Source organism: Methylophilus sp. TWE2, assembly GCF_001183865.1.
GTDB lineage: Bacteria > Pseudomonadota > Gammaproteobacteria > Burkholderiales > Methylophilaceae > Methylophilus.
This window is the reverse complement of the sequence record NZ_CP012020.1, coordinates 2,053,505-2,075,934: the sequence shown is the minus strand read 5'-3', so window position 1 is coordinate 2,075,934 and position 22,430 is coordinate 2,053,505. Positions and strand designations below refer to the sequence as shown.

The following is a 22,430-nucleotide window of genomic DNA, read 5'->3' as shown; positions in this document are numbered from 1 at the left end:
CAATGACATGCTGTTTCACTGTGGACGTTTTCATCTCAATGTTGAGTCACCCAAAGTCATGGGTATCGTCAATGTCACGCCTGATTCCTTTTCGGATGGTGGCCAGTTTGACCATCGAGATGCAGCTCTCGCGCATGCGCTGGAGCTGATCGAACAAGGCGCAGACGTATTGGATATTGGTGGTGAGTCTACTCGGCCAAATGCCACGCCTGTGCCCCTTGAAGAAGAATTGCGACGTGTCATTCCAGTGATTGAAGCACTGATAGCACGAGATATTCCAGTCCCGATTTCAATTGATACCTATAAACCCGCTGTCATGCGTGCTGCGATTGCTGCTGGTGCCAGCATCGTGAATGACATACGAGGCTTGCAGGAAGAGGGCGCACTGGAGGCTGTGGCTAATAGCGATGCTGGCGTATGCATCATGCATATGCAGGGCACGCCGCAAACCATGCAAATAGCCCCGCACTATGAAGATGTGGTCGCCGAAGTGAAGCAGTTTTTGCGTGTACAACGCGATACTTGTTTGTCGGCAGGCATTGCCCCTCAGCGCATCATGCTGGATCCCGGTTTTGGCTTTGGCAAAACCCGGGCGCATAATATCGCACTGGCCAAAGCATTACCGCAGTTGCTGGAGTTGGGTTGCCCGTTATTGGTGGGGTTATCCCGCAAGTCTGTCCTGGGACAAATGACTGGCAACGATGTCGATGCCCGTTTGCATGCCAGTGTGGCTGCGGCGGTGATTAGCGCCATGCATGGCGCGCATTTGCTGAGAGTGCACGATGTCAAGGCGACAGTCGAAGCGCTTAAAGTCGTTGCTGCGCTTAAATAGCAGATAAAAATAAGCAAGCACAACAAATTAGAGCAAGAAAAATTGTAAAGGATAAGAGCGATGAGTAAACAGTATTTTGGCACCGATGGCATTCGCGGCCGTGTCGGCGAATCTGTCATTACCCCGGAGTTTGTGATGAAGCTGGGTTATGCTGCCGGACGCGTATTAGCCAATCACGAGCATTTACCTGCAGGTAAAAGGCCAACGGTACTCATAGGGAAAGATACCCGTATTTCAGGTTATATGCTGGAAGCTTCGCTGGAGGCTGGCTTGTCAGCAGCAGGTGTGGATGTGTTGCTGACAGGTCCTATGCCAACGCCCGCCGTTGCCTATTTAACACGCGCCTTGCGTGCACAGGCTGGCATCGTCATCTCAGCTTCGCATAACCCTTATTATGACAATGGAATCAAGTTTTTTTCAGCACAAGGTACTAAATTGCCTGATGACATTGAGCATGCGATTGAAGCCGAGCTAGGCAAGCCTATGCAGGTCATGGATTCTGCACAGTTAGGCAAGGCTAAGCGTGTAGACGACGCGGCAGGCCGTTATGTCGAATTCTGTAAAAGCACTTTCCCTAACCACTTGGATCTGCGTGGCTTGAAAATTGTGCTCGATTGCGCCCATGGTGCGACTTACCACGTTGCGCCCGATGTGTTTCATGAGTTAGGTGCCGAGGTGATTACCATCGGTCACCAGCCAGATGGTCTCAATATCAACGAAAATGTAGGCTCCACCCATCCGCAGGCCCTGCAAAAAGCCGTGGTCGAGCATCACGCAGACCTGGGTATTGCTTTTGATGGCGACGGTGACCGCGTCATGATGGTTGATGGTGCAGGCAACTTGCTGGATGGCGACCAGTTGCTGTATATCATCGCCATGGGCCTGTATGCCAAAGGTAAACTCAAAGGCGGTGTTGCAGGCACCCTGATGACCAATCTGGCCCTTGAGCACGCCTTGCAGAAACACCAGATCCCGTTTGCACGGGCGAAAGTAGGTGACCGTTACGTCCTTGAACTGCTGCAGGATAAAAACTGGAAATTGGGTGGCGAGAACTCCGGCCATATCCTCACCTTGGACAAACACACCAGTGGCGATGCCATTATTGCCGCCTTGCAAGTGCTACAATCCTTGCGTGAAAGCGGGAAAACCTTGCAACAGTTAGGGGCTGATTTGACCCTGTATCCGCAAGTGCTGATCAACGTGACTACCAAACAAAAACTGGATTTAAACCAGGATGCCGTGCAGAACGCTGTGCAGCAAGCAGAACAGGCACTCAATGGTGAAGGGCGTGTGTTGTTACGTGCCTCTGGCACCGAGCCTAAAATCAGGGTCATGGTCGAAGGTCTTAATCCAACCCTGGTACAAACTCAGGCGGAGCAATTGGCAGACGTGATCCGTCAGCTGGCTGCCTAAATCTTCCAGGAGCGATCATGGACACCTTTAGCCACGCGTTGTGGGGTTACGGCCTGTTTGGATTCCGTAAATCTACCCGATTAGCTTATCCAAAGTTTGCCGCGCTGATGGGTGCCATGCCAGATCTGATTTCCTTTGGTGCGCTTTTTTTCATGCGTGTGATTGATGGCAGCTATACGTGGGGAAAACCAGCGCTAGCAAGCTTGCCTGCCTGGATTTACCCGGCCTATCACGTTGGACACAGTTTTGTGGTTGCATTCACCGTGATTGGCCTGGTAGCCATCTGGCGCAAAGAGATTGCCTTTGCCATGCTGGCTTGGCCATTCCATATTACGCTGGACTTTCCTTTCCATAGCCTGGAATACTTTCCAACGCCCATGTTCTGGCCAGTGTCAGATTTCAGGATGGACGGCATCCCATGGTCGCACTGGTACATCTGGTTTCCAAATGTTGCAGGCATCATTATCCTGCTGGCTTATCGTGACAGGCAAAAGCGCAGGGCATTACGCCAGCCATAAATAAAACGGGCTTATCGCCCGTTTTTTATTAAGCAGCCAGTTGCCCCTGACCTTGATAAACGGTGAGGTGAGGGAAAGGAATCTCAATCTGTTGGGCATCAAATGCGTTTTTAATACGTTTGAGGTATTCACGCTTAATTGTCCATTGTTCCAGTGGTCGGACTTTGATACGGCAACGGATAATGACAGCAGATTCCGCCAGGTTATCGACACCGGCAATTTCTAGCTTGTCGAGCACCTTATTTTGCAATGCCTCATCTTGCACAATAGCAGCCCCCACTTCATGCATGATCTGCATGACCTTGGCGATATTTTCATCATAGCCCACGCGGATATCCATCACCGCATAAGCAAAATCGCGTGAGCGGTTGGTGACAGTCGTAATCTGGCCATTAGGCACATAATGGACATTGCCCTCGTAATCGCGCATTTTGATATAGCGTAAGGTAATTTCTTCGACCAGCCCGGCTTTGTCAGCAATCTCTACCACATCATCCTTGCGAATCTGGTTTTCCAGCAATAAAAAGAATCCGTTGAAGTAATCCTTGACCAGGCTTTGTGCACCGAAGCCGACAGCTAAACCTACGACACCGGCTGCTGCCAGTACCGGGGCAATCGAAATGCCCAGCTCATGCAGGATTTCTACCACGGTAATGGCCAGGATTACCGTAGTGACAATATAGCGCAGCACCATGCTCAGTGTATTCAGGCGTTTGATCTCTTCGAGGTTGTCCACTTGTCTGGCATTCAACTTATCCCGTAATTTAACAATCAGTTTTTTGCTAAGGCGATTGAGAAAGTAGGCAACCCCCATAATGAGGAAAATGCGTAACAGGGTTTTGATCAGTGCCAACATTTCCGCTGGATTTTCGATGCCTAAATAAGTAAACCAAGACATTGTGTTGAATATTCCTTTCAAATGAGTGGTTAGGTAGATAGCCAGTAAGCCGTGAGTTTAGGGATGGTCAGGAAGTCTGATTCCGGGATGATTTGCTGACCGCTATATAACTCTGTCAGTACAGCGCCTTTAAACAGGCCTTTTTGCCGGAACGATTGTAAAGGGACGGATTGTGGTGAGGTATCAAAATTGGCGACCACCACTACTTTGGAATGCATGCCGGTTTGTACAAAACGGTGGAAGGCAAACAAATGCGGGTTTTCCAGGGTAATCAATTCGCGGTTATTTAAATCCGCAAACGCAGAAATCTCCTTGCGGATGGCGATCAATTGCTTGATCTGGCTGAACAGGCGTTGTTGAACGGTGCCGGGCTCATTCCTGAGCGCCATCACCTCCCAATCCAGCGTTGGCCTGTGCACCCAGCGGTTATCATGCATTTTGTTTTCATCTTGCAAATAACTGTCATTGTTCAGTGTGCCCACTGCATCGCCATAGTAAATCAATGGAATACCGCCAAACGACATGATCAAGTTATGCAGCAGGATGATCGTCATCATCGCATTTTCAATGGCTGACTGATCCTGAGTGGCAAGCGCAGTTTCCAGGCCGGCCAGGGATGCGAGCGCACCAGAAATTCTGGCATCCCCTGTTTTCTTGTTGACGCCAAAAGCGAAGCCCCTGGCATTGGATTCAGGATAGCGTCCCGTGTAATAGTCCACCAGGAAGCGACGATGTGAGACTGGATCAAAACCCGCCTCAATAATGGCTTTGTCGCTAAAGCCTAAGCCGATATCATCATGGCAACGCACATAGTTCAACCAGGTGGCGCGGTCCAGTTTTTCCGGCAAATCTTCCACGCCTTTGGTCAGTAGCACCGTCTGTTTGGTCGCCACTGCATCCCAGAGCAGGGCCATGAAGGTGGCGTTGTAGGCGATTTCGCATTCCTTGGCATTAATCGCATCTTCCCCAAAATATTTGATGATTTCGGTAGGCGCCACAATGGCTTCTGCGATAAAGATGACGCCTGGTGCAGTCACCTGGCAACAATCTTTCAACAGTTGCAGAATCAGGTGGGCTTCCCGTTCATTCTGGCAACTGCTGCCTATTTTTTTCCATAAAAAGGCAACCGCATCCAGCCGCAGGATATCCACGCCCTTATTGGCCCAGAACAGGACAATATCCACCATTTCGATGAATACCGCCGGGTTGCTGTAATTCAAGTCCCATTGATAATGGTTGAACACTGTCATCACCCATTTGCCAGTGTCGGGGTTTAACGTGAAGCTTCCGGGTGCCTGTTCGGGAAAAACCTCAGGCATAGCAGCCTCAAACATATCCGGCAGGGTCCGGTCAGGGTACATATAATAGTAATCCTGGTACTGCTGGTCACCTTGCTTGGCTTTAAGGGCCCACTCATGCTCGTCCGAGGTATGGTTGACGACCACATCCAGCGTCAGCAACATATCACTCTGTTGCATGGCCGCAATCAACTGTTCCAGATCTTCCATGGTGCCATTACGTGCATCTACCTTCCTGAAGTCGCGCACGGCATAACCGCCATCGTTCTGTAGTTCCGGGCAATCGCAGAGTGGCATGATATGCACCAGATTCACGCCCAGCTCTTGTATGTAGGGTAATCTGTCGCGCATATTGGCCAAATTGCCGGCAAAGCCCTGGCAATACAGCGCCATCCCGACCCATTTCTGCTGCATGAACCAGTCATGGTTTTTTTCGCGCTCCAGGTCCTTGGCTCTTAAATGGGGAGCGCGTTGCGCATATTGCTGTGCCAGCACATTCACCAGCTTGCCAAGCTGTTCTTTAAAGTCGGCGCGTTGTCCGTATAAGTGCTGAAATAGCGAGTGGATGGCATAGAAATTAGCCCCCAGCCGGGTATAAAAATGTTGCCAATCTTCGCCTTTGGGTTGTTTGAATTGGGTCAGGATGTCATTCAACAAAGAATGTGAGATTTGCTCATACATGCCTTAGGCTCCTTCAACAACTGTTTCACTTTTGTGGTCTGGGGTTCCACCATGATCCTTGCTGATAGGCTTACCAAATTTGTAATGCTGCATGCCCTCCAGGATGCCGTTTGCATGAGTGGCTTCGGCAAAATAAATACGGGGGATGCCCTTGAGGTGAGAGAGGTCTTCACTGTAATTCCCTACTACCACCGCCATGGTGTCGCCGATGAGCATTTCAATATCATTGCCGGAATCACCAGAAACCAGGAAGTTGGTTAATGGCAACCCCCATTTATAGGAGAGGTAACGGATAGCGTGACCTTTGGAAGCACGTATCGGCAAAATATCTAGAAACTCGCCATGAGAGTAAATCACCTGCGCATGCAAACCATGGCCACGTAAATGCTGGTTGATTTTGTCCGCTCCAGGCATTTTTTTTGGGTCTACCACATAAGAAATCTTGAATTCACGTTGGTTTTCAGGTGTCTGCAAGCGTATGCCGGGGATTTCCTGCATGGCCTTCAACACATCGTCACGCCGCCATAAGTGGCGGATATGGTTAGCCCAGCCAATATCCGGAGTCTGACGTATGCCATAATGAATTTCGGAGCCGACCGAAGTGATCAACACATCGGGAATTGGGATGCGGTTTTTACGCAAGATATCAATCGCGCTTTCGAGCGGGCGCCCGGTGGCGATACCAAAAACGGTATAACTGCCGTTGGCAATTAGCCACTCGGTCAACGCTTCGTGTCCAGCACGGTTGCCAAGCAGGGTATTATCAATATCGGTGATAAAAGCATGCTGTGCCAGAGGAATCGGAGACTTCCCGCTATGCAGGGCAATCTGTTGCTTACGCAAGTTTTTACGCTGCTTGCGCAATAATGCATTTACCTCTTTCACATATTTGCTGACGTGACCCTCCCAGGTGTAGTGACGCTTGACGTTTAGCACGCCATTCTTAGCCCATTTGCGCCAGCGGGCTTTATCCGTCAATGCAGAGAGTAATGCCTCACCAATGGCTTCACTACTGAGGGTGTCGACCAGCAAGCCGTGATGGCAGTTCGTTAAAATATCCCGCGGACCACCATCATCCGGTGCAATGACAGGTAAACCGCAAGCACCAGCTTCCAACAAGGTTAATCCAAACGGTTCGGTAAAGGCGGCATTAATAAAAATACCGCGGCTTTTTGCTGCCATGCGGTACATTTCAGGCACGTCTTCCTGGGCATGGTTTTTAGGAATCGCCACCTTGCCCCACAAGTCATAGGTATCAATGTCCAGCAGCAGGTCATTGAGCACAGCTGCCTGCGATTTTTCCAGGTCGCGGATATTCTCGCGGCTCCCTGCTACCAGCACCAGATTGGCACGTTTTTGCAGTGCCTGGTTATTGGCGTAGGCAGCGACCAGGCCTTTGATGTTTTTTCGTACTTCCGGGCGGCAGATACACAAAATCATCGGCTTCTTGGGGTTTTCCAAAAAACGGTTGATGCTGTGTTCTACCGTGTCTGAAATCGGGCGCCTGCCAGGCGGTGAAAAACGTGAAGTATCTGTACCCGGAGGAATCACGCGGAAATGCTTGAGGTCTGGCTGCGAATACATGCCATATTGCAATTCCACTTCTTGCCGGGTACTGGTGACGATCATGGAAGCATGTTGGATCAGCGCTTCTTCCTCGGCAATCCGCCGCTCAAAATTAAATTGTTTTTCAATATTCGCAGCTTTACGTCCACTTGAAAGCAGGCGATCCTGCTTGGGCTTACCCAGCGAATGCCCGGTATGAATCAGCGGAATACCCAATAGCATGGACAACTGACGGCCCACATAGCCTGCGTCGGCATAATGGGAGTGAATCACATCCGGCAAACGGCCTTGCTGACGCAAATAATGGAGACAACGGTCTACCATCTGGTCCAGATGCGGCCATAGAGTTTCCTTGCGCAAATAACGCTTGGGCCCACACGGGAAGCGGATAATGCGGGCTTTTTCACTGAGCTGCTCTTGAGGCAGGGAATAGTCAGGCGAGATGTTAGGATCTTCAATCAGGCGCGTCATTAATTCAACCTTACCCACCTGCGGGTGTTCAGCCAAAGCTCTCGCCAAATCCAGCACATAGGTGCATTGGCCACCAGTATCAGCGTCGACGCCAAGTTCAAGCTGCTCGCCCCTGATTAAACCGTGAACACTGATCAGTAACACATAGAGCTGATCATTTTTTTGTTGATGTTGTGTACGCATGTTTACCCTTACTACCAAAGAGAACCGTGAGGGCAACCGACCGGTCTGCCGATTGCCAAATGCTAGCCGCAGGTCGCGACAATGAAGACAACGTAATGCAACATTGTTTGATTTATTCTGAGGCATCAACGCCCGTGTCAGCTTTCACGATGAAAGACTTTTCATGACAGGATTCAATTCCAGGTCTCAGTGCCGCTCACTTACAAAATTCTTAGAACCCAATAAACCTGACATTCAGCCTAGGCATAAGTTTAGTTTTGCAGTGTAGGAATTGTCTGAAAATAAAAAGCCCCGCGTGATTCGCGGGGCTTTGTAGAGAGTATCAAGGTTAGTAAATTAGCATTGCTGGCCGGTCGCGTAGAACACGCCTCCCGCAACATGGTGAATGGTGCGCAACTCATCATGGCCTTCAAAATGCCAGCGGCCATCACTAAACACACGCTCATCGGCATGCGCCGCAACCACCTCGGCAATAAACAGGTCATAAGTGTTCTGATTATGCGGCTCGGGGATAATTTTGCACTCCAGCCACGCCACGCAATCTTTCACTAGCGGCGCGCTGATCTCCTGTGCGGCAAAGGTCTCAATGCCGTATTCAACAAATTTGTCTGTGCCCGGCAAATCACGACCGCTAATACCTCCAACTTTTTTCACCATTTCAATTTGTTTGACACAGGGCAGGTTGATGGCAAATGTGCCTTCGGCTTCCATCAGTTCGCGGGTGTAGGTTTTGCTATCAATGACGACAGTGACTTTGGGTGGATTGAAGTCTAAAGCGCAGACCCAGGCGGCGGCCATAATGTTTCGTTGACCAGCGTGAGCGGAGGTGATGACGGTTGTCGAGCCGTGATTTAGCAATCGATAAGAATGCAGCAAAGAAATATTTTTGGTCACTTAAATCAACTTAATTATGTTACGAATGCTTTATTAATGGTTAGACGGCTTCTTTTTTTGAAGCGATTTCAATAATCCATTTAATTCTCTTTCTATCAAATACTCAAGGATCACTTCCGCTGAGCGTAGTAGTTCTTGATCGTGTTTCGATAATCGTGGCTGCTTAGCATGCACAAGATTACTTCTCGCCTCATATATTTTTTCAAATTTATCTTTCCATTTTTTTCGTTCTTCTTGTGTGTTGCCAATCATATAAGCGACACGATCACCTAACTTCTCTTTCAATCCAAGTTCGCGAGATTTAGTGCCGTCACTCAAAATAGCTTCAAGCCCTATGCAAAAATAAATAAGTGAAACAGATTGATTATTAGATGACTTTGCCTCTAAATACCATTCAAGGGCGGCTGATATTCTTTCTTTGTCAAAAGATGTTTCAGTACTAAAAAACGTAGATATTATCTTGAATTTATTAAGCAGTGCCTCGTTGAATTCCAATGCATTCTCAGGCTCTCTCTGAACTAATGAACCTAATACAGTTATAGACGCTGATTTTGTGTTTTTGCAATCACTTAAAATCGATAAATCATTAGAGTTAAAATTTATTACGTTAATAAAGGCCGCTAGCTCAGGAGGAACCTCCATATGCCATGGTTTTTGCTGATCTGAGTTTGTAGTTTTCATTACCCAGTGAGGAGTTACCTTTTTATCAGATTTTTCAATTTCCTGCCAATTTTGTAAACTCAACTTCCATTTATCCGCCACTAAAAGGTTCTGAATCATAGCTAAGGCCAAAAACTGTTTAAGTAATGAAAGAAATTCAATGCTAGCTGTACAGTTTATGCTGCCGTCGCAATATCCATGAACTTTCAGATTAAGATACGTTTTTTCATTTAGCAAATCCGTTTGCCAAATACTATGTTCACTGATTTTAAGCAGAGCCGTAACGAGTGAACTGTTTGGGTAAGATATATTGTGAGGGGTATCTATGGATAATCGTGAATTTAGAGATATATTCACTGGAAATCTTGTTCTACATGCTGGGAAACTAATGGACCCCGTGTACTCTAATGGAGTTGACTGAATTAGATTTACAACTCTTTCTAAACATAAATTGAGCCAATCATCTGATTGATAAAGTTTCTTTTTTTCATCTAAGTTATCAGTTTTTTCAGATACAAAGTCATCAGCTATCCTTTGGATAAAAAAGCCCAGTTCATGTTTGTCAAAATGCTCCTGTAATACCTTGTTTTTGAGCAGGCTTTCTTCCAAGTTTTGGAAACTTAAATAATCATTTGAAGTTAGGCTTTCATTTTTGAATTCAAATGATTTTATGAAGTCTCGAAGGCAGTTTATTTGTCCTTGGTGGAGTTTTATTTTTTCAGTTGTCATAGCTCAAGAGTCAGCTGATTAGGAAGGTCTAGTCTAGAGTCAACTGTAAATTACTCTTTGTAAGTAATGACAGGTTGTTGCAAGCTATCAGTATTATTTTTTGTGACTACATAAGGTGTACCAGTTTGCTCTGCCAGTTTTTTTGCAGTTTGAGCTGCACGGCGAAGAGCTTGGTCAATATCTTTAAACTCTTTTTCTATCAACTTTTCTTTTTCAGTCATAGATTTACGCCTCGTGATATTAATTTAGGTTCGTCGCCTGAATTGTCATACAAAGACCATGAATTTGCTAGAGGACTGTAAAGCTGATGAAAGTTTTCTAAACCTGCTTTGAATCTACGCCTGATGGTGCCTTCTGGGATATTGTGTCCACCAGCGGCTACTCTTGCGGCAACTCTGGCTATCGCGATTTCTGGATCAGGTAAGCTTAGAAAAGCAAGCGTGATGTGATAGCCAACCTTTTTCCATTCGATAATATCTCTTGCGTAAGTTTTTCCTGAAAGCGTTGTTTCAATAGCAAAGCTATTTCCAGCTTTTACATTTGACTCAATTTCTTTCAGCATCAGTCTTGCCGCTTTTACCGCAGCCGTTTCAGGGGAAAAGGGCGCCAACCCAGCTGCAATGAGGTCGGCATTAATGAAGATTGGACAATTAGCCTCATTAGGCAAGTATTCCCGGGCAAAAGTGGTTTTTCCTGCACCATTTGGACCTGCGATAATGATGACTTTTTTCATTGGTCTAGAACTTGGTCAGTTCTTTCAAAAACGACTTCTGCTGGGATGATTTCTACCTTTTTGAAAAGGATGTCGTCCAGACATTGATTAGCAACATTTAGCCACGCTTGCTCATTCAAGCTACGTTCCCGATTATTAGTGAACGATGAATGATCGGCGTGGCTCTTGTCCATTACTTCTGCCAATTATCTCGCAACGTCACTGTTCTATTAAACACCGGTTTACCAGCCACGCTGTCTTTTCTGTCTGCGACAAAATACCCGTGACGCTCAAACTGGTAGCTGTCACCCGGTTGTGCTTCCTGGGCGCTTTGTTCCAGTTGGGCGGTAATGACTTTGACTGAATCCGGGTTGATATCTTCTAAAAAGTCTTTGTCGCCGCTACCTGGATGTGGGTCTTTAAACAGTCGGTCGTACAGGCGGATTTCGGCGGTGTAAGCGTGGTTGGCGCTGACCCAGTGGATATTACCTTTGACCTTGACGCTGTCAGCGCCAGGTGTGCCGGATTTGGTGTCTGGCAGGTATTCGCAATGCACGGTAATCACGTTGCCAGCCGCATCCTTTTCGCAGCTGATACATTTGACCACGTAGCCATAGCGCAAGCGCACCATATTGCCGGGGAATAAGCGGAAGTAGCCTTTGGAAGGTTCTTCCATAAAGTCTTCACGCTCAATCCATAACTCTTTGGAGAGTTTGACCACTCGTTTGCCTAAGTCTGGCTTTTGCGGGTGGTTAGGGGCGTAGCAGTCTTCGTCTTGGCCCTCTGGGTAGTTATCAATGACCAGTTTGATCGGGTCAAGCACGCCAATTTTACGGGGTGCGGATTCGTTGAGCACTTCGCGCATGCAGTCTTCTAGGATGCTGTAGTCGATCCAGGAATCTGCTTTGGAAACGCCGATACGGTCAGTAAACAGCTTGAAACCTTCTGGCGTATAGCCACGGCGGCGGGCACCCGCCAGGGTTGGCAGGCGGGGATCATCCCAGCCGCTGACGTGTTTTTCTTCTACCAGTTGAATCAGCTTGCGCTTGGAGAGTACGACATATGTAAGGTTCAGGCGTGCAAACTCATATTGGTAAGGCACCGGATTAGCCAGTAGGCCAGCTTCTACCAGACGCGCCATCAGCCAGTCATAAAACGGGCGTTGATCTTCAAATTCGAGCGTACAGATGGAGTGGGTGATTTGCTCCAGCGCATCTTCAATCGGGTGGGCGAAGGTATACATCGGGTAGATGCACCATTGGTCGCCCGTATTATGGTGATGCGCGCGACGGATACGGTAAATGGCCGGGTCGCGCATGTTGATGTTAGGCGAGGCCATGTCGATTTTGGCACGCAACAACATGCTGCCATCGGGGTGTTTGCCATCGCGCATTTCACGGAAAATACGCAGGTTTTCTTCTACGCTGCGGTTGCGATAAGGCGAATCCTTGCCTGGCTCAGTCAGCGTGCCACGGTTGATACGCACTTCTTCGGCCGTTTGCTCGTCGACATAGGCATGACCATTAGTGATCAGCGCTTCTGCGGCTTGGTACATGACACCGAAATAGTCAGAGGCAAAGTAAAGATTGCTCTCTTTGCTGCCATTGGGCGTGGTGTTGTCCCAGCCAAAGCCCAGCCATTGCACCATGTCAGAGATGCTGTCTACGTATTCCTGGCTTTCTTTTTCCGGGTTGGTGTCGTCAAAACGCAAATGGCAGACGCCGCCGTAATCACGTGCCAGGCCAAAGTTTAAAAAGATGGATTTGGCATGGCCGATATGCAAATAGCCATTAGGCTCGGGCGGAAAGCGTGTGCGGATTTTGGCAAAGTCTACTTGGCCAGTGGCCTGGTGCGCTGCATCGCCTGGGCTGCCCGCCCATTTTTTGTTCGCGTATTTGTTTTCTGCAAGGTCTTTATCAATGACGGCGCGGATAAAGTTGGAGGCAGCGGGGATGGGTTCTTTTTCTGTCGACATGGCGATTCTTGAGGTTTCTAAAGTATGGTCTATTTTACACGCTTCACGACCTGACCAAAACGCTTAATGCACGCCTTTTATGGCTTTTATCGGCCTGGCTTACCAGGCCGATATGCTACACTGCGGCCTATGATTCACGCATCCTGTTTCCTTTAAAACTGTATTTAATGAACAAATTAGCATTCCCGATATTGGCGGTGTTGGCCGATGGCAAATTTCACTCTGGCGAGGCATTGGCACAGCGCTTCGGGGTGACGCGCGCCACAGTCTATAACGCCATGCAATCGGTTGAAATGCTGGGGATCACGGTATTCTCAGTACGCGGACGCGGTTACCGCTTACCTAAGCCTGTGACCTTGCTAGATGTGGATGAGATTGTGCATGCCTGCGGCGAATATGCGCCATGGTTTCATGTGCAGGTGATGGCACAGGTGGATTCGACCAACCGTTACCTGATGCAGGAAAGTGCCCGAGGTGTCGCCCATGGCACTTGTGTGGCAGCGCAGATCCAGACTGCGGGCCGTGGCCGTCGTGGTCGCAGCTGGTTGTCGCAATTGGGCGGTAGCCTGACATTTTCGCTGCTGTGGCGGTTTCAATGTGGAGCGGCTGGTTTATCTGGCCTGAGCCTCGTTGTGGGCTTGGCGTTGGTGCGCGCCTTGCATGACTTGGGCTTGACGGATGTGCAGCTCAAGTGGCCGAATGACCTGCTGGTGAAGCACCAAGGGCAGTGGCATAAGCTGGGTGGCATTTTGATTGAATTGCAAGGCGATATGGAAGGTCCGAGTGCGGCGGTGATTGGCATAGGCCTGAACCTGGAAATGGAAACTGACATGCGCCAGCAGATTGACCAGCCTGTGATGGGCCTCAATGCGTTGTTTGGACAGGCGATGGATCCTAATTTGTTGCTGGGCCGTTGCCTGAACCAGCTTGCCATGCATTTAAACCAGTTCGCGGAACACGGGTTTGCCTATTTTCAGTCTGAGTGGACCACCTATCATGCGTTTCATCAACAACCAGTCAATCTGTTGCTGGCAAGCGGGCAGGTGGTGCCAGGACAAGTGTTAGGCGTTGCAGAAGAGGGCAGTCTGCTGGTAGAAACGGCAGCTGGTCAACAGCGCTTCAATGCCGGTGAAATCAGTCTGCGGAGCGCAGCGTGAAATTATTGATAGACGCGGGCAATAGCCGGACCAAATGGGCATGGTGTCCCGCGGCAGATGACGATACTTCTTGGCAGATTCATACGCTGGAAAATGCGCACTGGTTTGCTGCAAGCAGTGAAACGGGGTTGTTACGTCAGGCAGTATTAGAGGCAGATCAGGTCTGGCTCAGCAATGTCGCCGGTGAACGCTGGTTGCAGGGATTGCCAGCCATGGTGAAGTCTTTGCATGTGATTCAGGCAGTAGGTTCTGCGTTGGGTTTAAAAAACCATTACAGCCACCCGGCACAATTAGGCAGTGACCGCTGGTGTAGCCTGCTGTCAGCCTGGCGGCAATTCAGCCAGTCTGCGTTGGTGGTCACCGCAGGCACCGCCATGACGATAGATGCCTTGCTGGTCAACAATCATGAAGCAGATTTTCTGGGTGGCAGCATCCAGCCAGGCTTGCGGCTGATGTGGCAAAGTTTGCAGCAGGGGGCTGCACAACTGGATTACAGTTATCCTGAAGATATTGAGTGGCAGGATTTTGCCCGTAATAGTCAGCAAGCAATGTGGTTAGGCTGCGTGCAAGCGCTGACCGCGGCGATTGCCATGCAATATGCACGGTTGTCGGAACAGGCCGGGACACCACCATTATTGCTACTCAGTGGCGGCGATGCGCAGTTGTTGCGCAGATATTTGCCCCATGCATTGTCAGCACAGGCCATTATTGTGGATAATCTGGTATTAAAGGGGTTGGCCTGCCTGGCCAGGAATACAGATAAATGAAAAGTACAGTGCAATGAAACGACTATTCTGGATATTGCTATTGATCAATGTGGCTGTGTTTGCCTACTTTAAACGCGATGCGTTATCGCCAGCGGTCAGTAGCCTGAAGCCGGAATTGCATCCTGAACAAATCAAACTGTTAGACGCCAAGGCATTAGAATCTTACCCAAAGCGGGTGATCGCGCCTACGCCTGAACCTGCTGAATCAACGGTAACGCCGGAAGAGCCTTCACCCGCCCAAGCTGCCATGATGCCAAGCTCGCCTGACTCGCCTAAGACGGAAAGCAAACAGGCTGAACCTAAAGCCCCTGAAAAAACACCTGCTAAACCTGCAGAAACTCACGCGCCAGTACAAACGGCTTGTTATGAATGGAGCGGGTTTAATATGTCACGCGTCACTGAAGCTGCCAATGCAGCGCAGCAACTGAATATTAAAACGCAAACCAATATGACTAGCAGCGGCCAGGAAAATGTCCGCTATTGGATATACAAACCACCATTGGCGACGCCTGAAGCCGCCCAGGCCAAGGCTGATGAGTTGCGAAAACTGGGTGTTGAGGATTTCTTTATTGTGCAGGATGACCCTAAATGGCGTAATGCGATTTCATTTGGTGTGTTCCGCGATGAAAAACTGGCAGATAAACTGATGGCAGACCTCAAAAATAAAGGCGTAAAATTGCTGATTAAAGCGCCGCGCAACGGGGGCCAGGCGGTGATCAAGCTACAACAGGTATCGGCTCAGCAATTCGCCAGCTTGGAAAAGTCACGTTCGCGCTTTCCGGATACGGTGTTGAAAGAGATTCCTTGCCAGTAAATTAAGCCTGTAGCTAAAGTAAAAAGCCCGCAATTGCGGGCTTTTTGTTAGAGCTTTTACTGAATCTCTTAGCGCTTTTTCGGCGGCAGCATATCCGTAATCGTGCCTTCCTTGAGTTCTGCAGCGAAGCAGACTGTTTCGGATAAGGTTGGATGAGCGTGTATGGTGAGGCCCAAATCGTGTGCATCAGCGCCCATTTCAATCGCCAGCACGGCTTCTGCAAGGAGTTCTCCAGCGTTGACACCTGTAATACCCGCACCAATCACACGGTGCGTGTCTTTATCGAAAATCAGCTTAGTGACGCCTTCAGTTCTTGCAATTGACAACGCACGGCCACTGGCTGCCCACGGGAAGCTGGCTTTTTCGATTTCAATGCCTTTAGCTTTGGCATCGGTTTCGGTGAGACCGACCCAGGCGATTTCAGGGTCTGTATATGCAACGGATGGAATCACGCTGGCAACAAATTCTACTTTGTGTCCGGCGATGACTTCAGCGGCCACTTTGGCTTCATGCGTGGCTTTGTGTGCCAACATGGGCTGGCCAACGATATCGCCAATGGCAAAGATATTTGGCACGTTGGTGCGCATCTGCTTATCAACAGCGATAAAGCCACGGTCATCGACGATCACACCAGCGTTTTCGGCACCAATATTTTTACCATTGGGACGGCGGCCAATAGAGACCAGCACGCGGTCATATTTCTGTGTTTCTTTAGGAGCATTTGCGCCTTCAAAGTCTACATAAATCCCGTCAGGCTTGGCTTCCAGTTTAGACACCTTGGTTGAAACCATGATGCTTTCAAAACGTTTTTCCATGCGTTTCTGCAATGGACGGATCAGGTCGCGGTCCGCGCCTGGGATCAGGCCATCCATAAATTCGACGACGCTGACTTTTGTGCCCAGTGCGTCGTAGACAGTACCCATTTCCAGGCCAATAATACCGCCGCCAATGACCAGCATGCGGCCAGGAATATCTGCCAATGCCAATGCGCCGGTAGAATCCATAATGCGCTCGTCTTCTGGTGCGCCAGGGAATTTCGTGGCCTGTGAGCCTGCCGCAATGATGGCGTTCTCAAAGCCGACCAAAGTGGTTTTACCATCAGCCGCTGTCACTGCGATTTGGTTCTGGCTGCTGAATTTACCGACACCGTTGACGACGGTAACACCGCGTGCCTTGGCCATTTGTGCCAGGCCACCTGTCAATTTACCAACCACGTCATTGGCTTTCCAGCCACGCAGTTTGTCGAGGTCAATATTCGGTTTGCCAAAACTCAGGCCGTGGTGTTCGGTCTCTTCTGCTTCGGTAATCACCTTGGCTGTATGCAATAAAGCCTTGGATGGAATGCAACCAACATTGAGGCACACACCACCCAAGGTTGGATAGCGTTCGACCAGTACTACTTTTAAGCCGAGGTCAGCCGCGCGGAAGGCGGCAGTGTAGCCCCCTGGGCCTGAGCCCAGTACCATGACCTGGCACGTGATGTCATTGTTACCTGTCGCAGTGGCTGGTGCAGGTGCCTGAGTTGGGGCGGTTGGTGCTGATTCGGGTTGTCTAGCTTGGGCAGGTTCTTCTGCTGGCTTGGCTGGTGCAGCTGTTGTTTCGGCGCTCTCTAAGAGTAAGATCAGGCTGCCTTTGGCTACTTTGTCACCGACGGCCACCTTGAGTTCTTTAACCACGCCGGCATGTGACGAAGGAATGTCCATGGAGGCTTTGTCAGATTCCACGGTAATCAGGGAATCTTCCTTGGCAATGGTATCACCCACAGCCACCAAGACTTCGATGACATCGACACTCTCAAAATTGCCGATATCCGGCACCACTATTTCAACCATTTGACTCATGAAAACCTTATATTCCGATTAGTTTTGCTATTTTATCACCAAAAGAACGAGTTCACTTTCAGGCTGTCCATCTACTAGCGCTTGTTGGCTGGTGTAGTGTTAGGCGTGGTTTGCAATGGTTTCATGGTGCAGGTTTCATGACCATAATTGCCACCAGTATCGTCTGGTTCATAGTAGTCGTTTTTAAATGACCAGCCGCTTTTACCCACCTTGGTAAATTGGCCCATCCCCGTCGAAAACTCGGCATATTTGGCATCAGACAATTTAAAAGTCATTGCCAGTTGCCTGCCGCGGGTAATGGCCTGGCCGGTGTAGCTTTGTTTGTTTTCGGTGTGGGTCGCCAGGTCATACACAGACACATTGGCTGTGCTGTTGCGACGATTTTTTTTCAGGTAGATGGTGACTTCGTAGTCACCCACAGTGACGTTGTTGCCTTTGCAGAGGTATTCACCACTGTAATCAGGGCTGGCAACTGTGGCTGACAGCGCTGGCAATGAAAATGACGAAAGCAACACGAGTGTGGTCAAGCAGGATTTAACGTTCATATGACTTCTGAGATAGTTGTTTTGGCGTGAGAGGTTTAAAAGCCTGTGTTTTTAGCGAGACTTTTGAATACGTTTTATCATAAGTCCAATTGACTAATTTACCAAGTCTCTTTTGGAGTATTTGTGCCTTTCGTTGCTGAAAAGCAGGACGCAAGGGGTGGGTATTTATGAGAGAATAACTGCTATTTTTTAGCAATTCCGTTCAGGGTGATCATATTGCAGCGTTTGTTATCTCGAGTTTCACCGGTTGTCTGGCTGACTTTGTTTTTGATCGGCTCTTTCTACTATGTATGGCGTCTGCAACAGCCAAAAGTATTGATTGATGCTGTTGCGGAGGCATTGCCATTGCAATGCGTTTCGTATGCGCCATACTACAAGCCGGGCATGAATCCAACGGTTAAAGATAGTTTTGTGGACCCTCTGCAGATCGAGCAGGACTTGCAGGCATTATCCAAAGTCACAAAGTGCGTACGCACGTACTCAGTATCACAAGGCTTGGATTATGTGCCCAAAGCCGCACAAAAATTAGGTATGAAGGTGATTCTGGGTGTCTGGATCGGCTGGGTTGATGACTTAAATATGAAAGAGTTACAACTTGCCGTACAACAGGCCAACCAATACCCTGACACTGTACGTGGCTTGGTGGTGGGCAATGAAGTATTGCTACGTGGTGAGCAGTCTGAGCCCAAAATGCATGAATACCTGCAATGGGCCAAGGCAAATACCAAAACACCCATTACCTATGCTGATGTCTGGGAGTTTTGGCTCAAGCATCCGACATTGGAGCAGGATGTCGATTTTGTTACCGTGCATATTCTGCCTTACTGGGAAGACAAACCGGTTGCGATTGAGCAGGCGGTTGCACATACTGCTTCTGTCATGGGGCATCTGGGCACCGTGTTTAAAAAGCCAATCCTGATTGGCGAAACCGGTTGGCCCTCACAAGGGCGCCAGCGTTTTTGGTCCAAACCCAGCGCCATTAACCAGGCGCTCTACATGCGCGGGTTTTTAAATGCTGCGCAGCAAAACCATTGGCAATACAATGTGATTGAGGCGGTAGACCAGCCATGGAAGCGTGAACTTGAAGGCACCGTTGGCGGCTACTGGGGCGTGCTGGATACTGACCTGCAGCCAAAATTCAGTCTGCAAGGTGCCATGGCTGAACGTTCTGATGGCTTTAAACCCTATCTGGTTGCACTAGTGCTGGCACTGCTTGGCGCGGCGTGGGGGCAGTACACGCAGTTGTCTGCCCGCCACAAAATATTAATTGTCTTGACTGGTTTGGCCGCAGGTTTGCACGCATATTTGCAAATCAATTATATCCATATGGCTGCGCGCAATACCGGCGAATATGCCATGTTAGGCGGGCTGGTGCTGTTAGGCTGGGCGCTGGTATGGCTGCAATTGCGGCAATGGTTGGGATTGAAGGTGTACATCTGTCTCGAACAATCCTTGTTACGATTGCTCGCCCTCACATTTTTATTGACCAGTGCTGGCCTGGCGATTAATGGTCGATATCTCGATTTCCCACTGATCCTGGTTTGCTTGCCAATGGCGTTGATGACGATTTCGCTGATCTCGGCGACTGTACGCCAGGCGTCTGTCGCAACCTTGAATCAAGCGGGTTTCTGGTTAACTGCTGTCATGGGGATAATGGCTGCCAATATGGCCGTCGCTGTCGCCATGATGGAGCCCGGCAATATCATGGCCTGGTGGTGGTGCGGGGTATGTGGTCTGGCCCTGTTTGTATTGCCAGCCAGAAGTCTGCAACTTGGCCGTGAATAGAAGATTTAAATAAACACATCATTCATTGATGGAAAGAGTGAGAAGTGATCGTTTCCTGGTTTAAAAAACTAATTCCTGGCCTGGTATTTGCCATTCTGTTTTCGGCCTTGCATTTCGGCTTGTGGGCGCTGACAAACCGTGCCTTGCCGCTCATTAATGTGAAACCTACTGTGAATGGGTTTGCTTACACCGGCTATCGCGCCAATCAAAGCCCGCTCGAAGGCCAGCATCCGAGTACGGCCGAATTGGCAGAAGATCTCGACCTGATGCGTAAACATACCCGTCATATCCGCATGTATTCATCGCTGGATCTTAACGAGGTGATTCCCCTCGCTGCCAAGCGCAATATGAACGTGATCGCCGGGGCGTGGATTGATACCGACAACATGAAGAATACGCGTGAAGTCTCTGCGCTACTGGAGAAGCTCGACAACTACAGCAATATTGACCGCGTGATTGTTGGTAACGAGGCTTTGTTACGTAATGACTTGCCGGTACAGTCATTGATTGGTTACCTGGATTTTGTGCGTGAGCATAGCAATGTGCCGGTATCTACTGCCGAACCATGGCACGTCTGGATTAAAAACCCTGAACTCGTTAAACACGTAGACTATATTGCAGTTCACCTGCTGCCGTACCATGAAGGTGTGCCGGTCGAGAAGGCAGTGCAATATACGATTGAGCGTTATAACCAGTTAATGGAAGCCTATCCACGCAAGAAAATTGTAATTACCGAAGTCGGCTGGCCTAGCCGTGGGCCATCTATCGGCGCTTCCGTTGCCAGTGAGGTGAACCAGGCACGTTTTATCCGCGAGTTTTTGGCACGTAACTCCATTGAGGACCTGGATTTTTACTTGATGGAAGCATTTGATCAGCCTTGGAAAGTGGCGCTGGAAGGCTGGGCGGGGGCTTATTGGGGCATGTATAACGCTGACCGTCACCAGAAGTACTCTTTGCAAGGTGCTGTACCGCCTAATACACGCTGGATTGCCAAGGCGACCTGGTCAACGGTACTGGCATTTATTCCGCTGATGCTTATTGCTTGGCGTTTCAAGCATTGGGGCATTGGTGGTGTATTATCAATGGCGATCTTGTTCCAGGCCTGTATTACTACGCTGACCATTGCCTGGAACCTGCCAGGGGATTATTACTATACGCTACGTGACTTTGTCGTGCTGGTAGGTCTGATTTTAGGCATCGCACTGACTTCCATGGTCCTGATGATTTACGCGGCCGAGTTTAGTGAAGTGATGTTTAAGCCTTACTGGCGGCGCTTGTTTAAACGTGCGCAGCCCTTACCCGCGGACCAGGAATTATTTGTTTCTATCCATCTGGCTTGTTACAACGAGCCGCCGGAAATGGTGATCGCCACCATCGACAGCTTGCGTCATTTGAACTACACACGCTATGAAGTGATTGTGGTGGATAACAACACCAAGGATGAAGCCAAATGGAAACCGCTAGAGGCTTACATGGCCAATATGCCGGATAACTTCCATTTTTATCACTTGCCTTCATGGCCAGGCTTTAAAGCGGGTGCGCTGAATTTTGCGCTCGATAAAACCCATCCTGATGCGCAAGTGGTTGGCGTGGTGGATGCTGACTACGTGGTCACGCCCGACTGGTTGTCTGACCTAGTGCCGCATTTTCTGGAGTCTCAGGTGGCAGTAGTGCAGGCACCTCAGGCGCACCGTGAGTGGGAACATAGCTTCTTCCACCGCATGTGTAACTGGGAATTTGAAGGCTTTTTCCGGATTGGCATGCATCACCGCCATGAGCGTAATGCCTTGATCCAGCATGGTACGATGACGCTCATCCGTAGAGAATCGCTGCAAACACTGGGCGGCTGGTCTGAGTGGTGTATTTGTGAGGATACCGAGCTCGGTTTACGTTTGCTCGAAAATAATATGGAGCTGCGCTATATCGACGAAACCTTTGGCCGTGGCCTCACGCCAGCTAACTTCAAGGCGCTTAAATCCCAGCGCAACCGCTGGGCATTTGGTGCCATGCAGATTCTCAAGCACCATATGCCCAAGCTACTGGGCAAATCATCACTCAACTTCAGCCAGCGCTACCACTTTTTAACTGGCTGGTTCGGCTGGTTTGGTGAAGCCTTGCAACTACTTTTTACCATTGGCTCTATTGGCTGGACGATTGCCATGCTGACGTTTCCTAAATACTTCAGCTTGCCAGTGGTGGTGATGATTGTGCCTATCCTGTGTTTCCTGGCGATCAAGGCCATTTTGGGACCAGTGCTATACCGCAAGACCATGCATTGCAGCTGGATGGATATCTTTGGCGCATCGCTGGCGAGCCTGGGTTTATCACATGCAATTGCCAGAGGGATCATCAGTGGCCTGACGCACAAGGCGGGTGTGTTCGTCGTGACCAATAAAACCAAGGCCAAACTGAGCAATTGGCAGCTCATCGCACCAATCAAAGAAGAGCTGACGATTCTGGTTTCTCTGCTGCTCTGTGCAGCGGCTATGCTTTACTCACGTGGCTTTAGCAATCTGGATGCGCAATTATGGGTCTCTATGCTGGCCCTGCAATCGCTTCCTTATTGGAGTGCATTGGCATGCCAGTGGATATCGGAAAAACGCTAATGCGTTCAATTTGTCAGCTTAAGGTTTTGGCAGGGTAAAACAACAACGAATAGCATTTGTCAGAGGCCTTTTTTCAGGAATGGTG

18 protein-coding genes are annotated in these 22,430 nt (G+C 49.2%); 8 read left to right on the top strand and 10 right to left on the bottom strand.

Translation table 11 applies throughout. From position 1 onward, the window contains the following. Positions 1-7: 7 nt before the first annotated feature. The 3 genes from folP to ACJ67_RS09840 are packed head-to-tail and all read left to right on the top strand — an operon-like array spanning position 8 to position 2,763. Positions 8-832 (top strand): dihydropteroate synthase, encoded by an 825-nt coding sequence (folP, locus tag ACJ67_RS09850; protein WP_049638927.1) that lies wholly within the window; start codon positions 8-10, stop codon positions 830-832. Between the two features lie 60 nt (positions 833-892). Then, positions 893-2,245 carry a phosphoglucosamine mutase gene (glmM, locus tag ACJ67_RS09845; RefSeq protein WP_049638926.1) on the top strand — a complete coding sequence of 451 codons (1,353 nt, stop codon included), beginning with the start codon at positions 893-895 and terminating at the stop codon, positions 2,243-2,245. Between the two features lie 17 nt (positions 2,246-2,262). After that, positions 2,263-2,763, top strand: coding sequence for a hypothetical protein (locus tag ACJ67_RS09840; RefSeq protein ID WP_049638925.1), 501 nt, complete (start codon positions 2,263-2,265; stop codon positions 2,761-2,763). Positions 2,764-2,791: 28 nt separating this feature from the next. Here ACJ67_RS09840 and ACJ67_RS09835 read toward each other — a convergent pair whose 3' ends face one another. The 8 genes from ACJ67_RS09835 to ACJ67_RS09805 form a co-directional block, all read right to left on the bottom strand. Next, positions 2,792-3,661: a mechanosensitive ion channel family protein gene (locus ACJ67_RS09835; RefSeq protein WP_049638924.1), complete on the bottom strand. Its 870-nt coding sequence runs from the start codon at positions 3,659-3,661 to the stop codon at positions 2,792-2,794. A gap of 29 nt (positions 3,662-3,690) precedes the next feature. Then, a complete protein-coding gene (locus ACJ67_RS09830; protein WP_049638923.1) occupies positions 3,691-5,640 on the bottom strand; it encodes an alpha-amylase family protein in 1,950 nt (649 codons plus the stop codon). Positions 5,641-5,643: 3 nt separating this feature from the next. Next, on the bottom strand, positions 5,644-7,860 hold the full coding sequence (locus tag ACJ67_RS09825; protein WP_049638922.1) for an HAD-IIB family hydrolase: 2,217 nt from the start codon (positions 7,858-7,860) through the stop codon (positions 5,644-5,646). 336 nt (positions 7,861-8,196) lie between these two features. After that, on the bottom strand, positions 8,197-8,754 hold the full coding sequence (locus ACJ67_RS09820) for a flavin reductase family protein (protein WP_049638921.1): 558 nt from the start codon (positions 8,752-8,754) through the stop codon (positions 8,197-8,199). A gap of 33 nt (positions 8,755-8,787) precedes the next feature. Continuing rightward, positions 8,788-10,143 carry a HEPN domain-containing protein gene (locus ACJ67_RS09815; RefSeq protein WP_049638920.1) on the bottom strand — a complete coding sequence of 452 codons (1,356 nt, stop codon included), beginning with the start codon at positions 10,141-10,143 and terminating at the stop codon, positions 8,788-8,790. Between the two features lie 50 nt (positions 10,144-10,193). Continuing rightward, positions 10,194-10,364: a hypothetical protein gene (locus ACJ67_RS14845; RefSeq protein WP_156171667.1), complete on the bottom strand. Its 171-nt coding sequence runs from the start codon at positions 10,362-10,364 to the stop codon at positions 10,194-10,196. Next, a complete protein-coding gene (locus ACJ67_RS09810) occupies positions 10,361-10,876 on the bottom strand; it encodes an AAA family ATPase (RefSeq protein WP_049638919.1) in 516 nt (171 codons plus the stop codon). Before ACJ67_RS09810 ends, ACJ67_RS14845 begins: the two co-directional genes overlap by 4 nt. Positions 10,877-11,048: 172 nt before the next feature. Continuing rightward, on the bottom strand, positions 11,049-12,830 hold the full coding sequence (locus tag ACJ67_RS09805; protein WP_049638918.1) for a glutamine--tRNA ligase/YqeY domain fusion protein: 1,782 nt from the start codon (positions 12,828-12,830) through the stop codon (positions 11,049-11,051). A gap of 167 nt (positions 12,831-12,997) precedes the next feature. Between ACJ67_RS09805 and ACJ67_RS09800 the strand changes: the two genes are divergently transcribed. Genes ACJ67_RS09800 through ACJ67_RS09790 form a run of 3 tightly spaced genes read left to right on the top strand, consistent with a single transcriptional unit; the run spans position 12,998 to position 15,568 of the window. After that, positions 12,998-13,987: a biotin--[acetyl-CoA-carboxylase] ligase gene (locus ACJ67_RS09800; protein WP_049638917.1), complete on the top strand. Its 990-nt coding sequence runs from the start codon at positions 12,998-13,000 to the stop codon at positions 13,985-13,987. Continuing rightward, positions 13,984-14,754, top strand: coding sequence for a type III pantothenate kinase (locus tag ACJ67_RS09795; protein ID WP_049638916.1), 771 nt, complete (start codon positions 13,984-13,986; stop codon positions 14,752-14,754). The genes ACJ67_RS09800 and ACJ67_RS09795 overlap by 4 nt, the downstream gene beginning before the upstream one ends. Before the next feature lie 13 nt (positions 14,755-14,767). Continuing rightward, positions 14,768-15,568 (top strand): SPOR domain-containing protein, encoded by an 801-nt coding sequence (locus ACJ67_RS09790; protein ID WP_049638915.1) that lies wholly within the window; start codon positions 14,768-14,770, stop codon positions 15,566-15,568. Between the two features lie 68 nt (positions 15,569-15,636). Here ACJ67_RS09790 and lpdA read toward each other — a convergent pair whose 3' ends face one another. Both lpdA and ACJ67_RS15035 read right to left on the bottom strand, forming a co-directional pair. Next, entirely contained in the window at positions 15,637-17,409 is a 1,773-nt protein-coding gene (gene lpdA, locus ACJ67_RS09785) for a dihydrolipoyl dehydrogenase (RefSeq protein ID WP_049638914.1), read from the bottom strand. A 74-nt stretch (positions 17,410-17,483) separates the two neighbouring features. Next, on the bottom strand, positions 17,484-17,954 hold the full coding sequence (locus tag ACJ67_RS15035; protein WP_049638913.1) for a hypothetical protein: 471 nt from the start codon (positions 17,952-17,954) through the stop codon (positions 17,484-17,486). Between the two features lie 207 nt (positions 17,955-18,161). Here ACJ67_RS15035 and ACJ67_RS09775 point away from each other — a divergent pair, with 207 nt between their 5' ends. Both ACJ67_RS09775 and ACJ67_RS09770 read left to right on the top strand, forming a co-directional pair. Beyond that, positions 18,162-19,739, top strand: coding sequence for a hypothetical protein (locus ACJ67_RS09775; protein WP_231587145.1), 1,578 nt, complete (start codon positions 18,162-18,164; stop codon positions 19,737-19,739). 44 nt (positions 19,740-19,783) lie between these two features. Continuing rightward, entirely contained in the window at positions 19,784-22,345 is a 2,562-nt protein-coding gene (locus ACJ67_RS09770; RefSeq protein ID WP_049638912.1) for a glycosyltransferase, read from the top strand. Positions 22,346-22,430 lie beyond the last annotated feature (85 nt).

Coding starts and splice junctions, on each gene's coding strand:
- folP (WP_049638927.1), top strand. CDS start 8: ATGCTGTTTCACTGTGGACGTTTTCATCTCAATGTTGAGTCACCCAAA.
- glmM (WP_049638926.1), top strand. CDS start 893: ATGAGTAAACAGTATTTTGGCACCGATGGCATTCGCGGCCGTGTCGGC.
- ACJ67_RS09840 (WP_049638925.1), top strand. CDS start 2,263: ATGGACACCTTTAGCCACGCGTTGTGGGGTTACGGCCTGTTTGGATTC.
- ACJ67_RS09835 (WP_049638924.1), bottom strand. CDS start 3,661: ATGTCTTGGTTTACTTATTTAGGCATCGAAAATCCAGCGGAAATGTTG.
- ACJ67_RS09830 (WP_049638923.1), bottom strand. CDS start 5,640: ATGTATGAGCAAATCTCACATTCTTTGTTGAATGACATCCTGACCCAA.
- ACJ67_RS09825 (WP_049638922.1), bottom strand. CDS start 7,860: ATGCGTACACAACATCAACAAAAAAATGATCAGCTCTATGTGTTACTG.
- ACJ67_RS09815 (WP_049638920.1), bottom strand. CDS start 10,143: ATGACAACTGAAAAAATAAAACTCCACCAAGGACAAATAAACTGCCTT.
- ACJ67_RS14845 (WP_156171667.1), bottom strand. CDS start 10,364: ATGACTGAAAAAGAAAAGTTGATAGAAAAAGAGTTTAAAGATATTGAC.
- ACJ67_RS09810 (WP_049638919.1), bottom strand. CDS start 10,876: ATGAAAAAAGTCATCATTATCGCAGGTCCAAATGGTGCAGGAAAAACC.
- ACJ67_RS09805 (WP_049638918.1), bottom strand. CDS start 12,830: ATGTCGACAGAAAAAGAACCCATCCCCGCTGCCTCCAACTTTATCCGC.
- ACJ67_RS09800 (WP_049638917.1), top strand. CDS start 12,998: ATGAACAAATTAGCATTCCCGATATTGGCGGTGTTGGCCGATGGCAAA.
- ACJ67_RS09790 (WP_049638915.1), top strand. CDS start 14,768: ATGAAACGACTATTCTGGATATTGCTATTGATCAATGTGGCTGTGTTT.
- lpdA (WP_049638914.1), bottom strand. CDS start 17,409: ATGAGTCAAATGGTTGAAATAGTGGTGCCGGATATCGGCAATTTTGAG.
- ACJ67_RS15035 (WP_049638913.1), bottom strand. CDS start 17,954: ATGAACGTTAAATCCTGCTTGACCACACTCGTGTTGCTTTCGTCATTT.